Here is a 1,985-nt window from a genome sequence, read left to right as displayed (position 1 = left end):
GTGGCCCCCCTTCTCCCGAAGTTACGGGGGCATTTTGCCGAGTTCCTTAACCATAGTTCACCCGAACGCCTCGGTATTCTCTACCAGACCACCTGAGTCGGTTTGGGGTACGGGCCGCCGTGCAACTCGCTAGAGGCTTTTCTCGACAGCATAGGATCATCCACTTCACCGTCATCGGCTCGGCATCAGGTCTCACCCTCACATGTTGCGCGGATTTACCTGCACAACGGGCTACACCCTTACCCCGGGACAACCACCGCCCGGGCTGGACTACCTTCCTGCGTCACCCCATCACTCACCTACTACCGGATCGGGCCGTCGGCTCCACCGGCACCACACCCCGAAGGATGCGGGCGGCTTCACGGACTTAGCATCACCGGGCTCGGCCCTTGCGCTCCACAGCGGGTACCGGAATATCAACCGGTTATCCATCGACTACGCCTGTCGGCCTCGCCTTAGGCCCCGACTTACCCTGGGCAGATCAGCTTGACCCAGGAACCCTTGGTCAATCGGCGCAGGAGTTTCCCACTCCTGTATCGCTACTCATGCCTGCATTCTCACTCGTGTACCGTCCACCCCTGCCTTCCGGCGCGGCTTCACCCGGCACACGACGCTCCCCTACCCATCGACACCCCCGTTGGAGGTTATGTGCCGATGACACGACGTCGGCGGTGTGCTTGAGCCCCGCTACATTGTCGGCGCAGAATCACTTGACCAGTGAGCTATTACGCACTCTTTCAAGGATGGCTGCTTCTAAGCCAACCTCCTGGTTGTCTCTGCGACTCCACATCCTTTCCCACTTAGCACACGCTTGGGGGCCTTAGTCGATGCTCTGGGCTGTTTCCCTCTCGACCATGGAGCTTATCCCCCACAGTCTCACTGCCGCGCTTACCACTTGCCGGCATTCGGAGTTTGGCTAAGGTCAGTAACCCGGTAGGGCCCATCGCCTATCCAGTGCTCTACCTCCGGCAAGCAACACGCGACGCTGCACCTAAATGCATTTCGGGGAGAACCAGCTATCACGGAGTTTGATTGGCCTTTCACCCCTAACCACAGGTCATCCCCCAGGTTTTCAACCCTGGTGGGTTCGGGCCTCCACGACCTCTTACAGCCGCTTCACCCTGCCCATGGCTAGATCACTCCGCTTCGGGTCTTGGGCACGCTACTGAAACCGCCCTGTTCGGACTCGCTTTCGCTACGGCTTCCCCACACGGGTTAACCTCGCAACGCACCGCAAACTCGCAGGCTCATTCTTCAAAAGGCACGCAGTCACGACACACCGGACAAGTCCGGTGTGCGACGCTCCCACGGCTTGTAGGCACACGGTTTCAGGTACTATTTCACTCCGCTCCCGCGGTACTTTTCACCATTCCCTCACGGTACTCTCCGCTATCGGTCACCAGGGAATATTCAGGCTTAGCGGGTGGTCCCGCCAGATTCACACGGGATTTCTCGGGCCCCGTGCTACTTGGGTGGTCCTCAAACGAGCCGCAGGAATTTCGGCTACGGGGGTCTTACCCTCTACGCCGGGCCTTTCGCATGCCCTTCGCCTATCCCTACGGTTTCTGACTCGTCCAGCCGCCGGCAGACGACTGCAGAGAACTCCCACAACCCCGACCACGCAACCCCTGCCGGGTCTCGCACGTGACCGGTTTGGCCTCATCCGGTTTCGCTCGCCACTACTCCCGGAATCACGGTTGTTTTCTCTTCCTGCGGGTACTGAGATGTTTCACTTCCCCGCGTTCCCTCCACACTGCCTATGTGTTCAGCAGCGGGTGACAGCCCATGACGACTGCCGGGTTTCCCCATTCGGACACCCCCGGATCACAGCTCGGTTGACAGCTCCCCGGGGCCTATCGCGGCCTCCCGCGTCCTTCATCGGTTCCTGGTGCCAAGGCATCCACCGTGCGCCCTTAAAAACTTGGCCTATAGATGCTCGCGTCCACTGTGCAGTTCTCAAACAACGACCAGCCACCCGCCACCCC

Annotated in this window: 1 rRNA gene; it reads right to left on the bottom strand. The window is 60.1% G+C overall.

Annotated elements, in window-relative coordinates:
- Window positions 1–1,927, bottom strand: a 23S ribosomal RNA gene (locus CUT83_RS13280); the annotation flags it as partial.
- Window positions 1,928–1,985: the final 58 nt, after the last annotated feature.

The organism is Streptomyces barkulensis (assembly GCF_002843305.1).
GTDB lineage: Bacteria > Actinomycetota > Actinomycetes > Streptomycetales > Streptomycetaceae > Streptomyces > Streptomyces barkulensis.
This window is presented reverse-complemented; position numbering and strand designations above follow the sequence as displayed.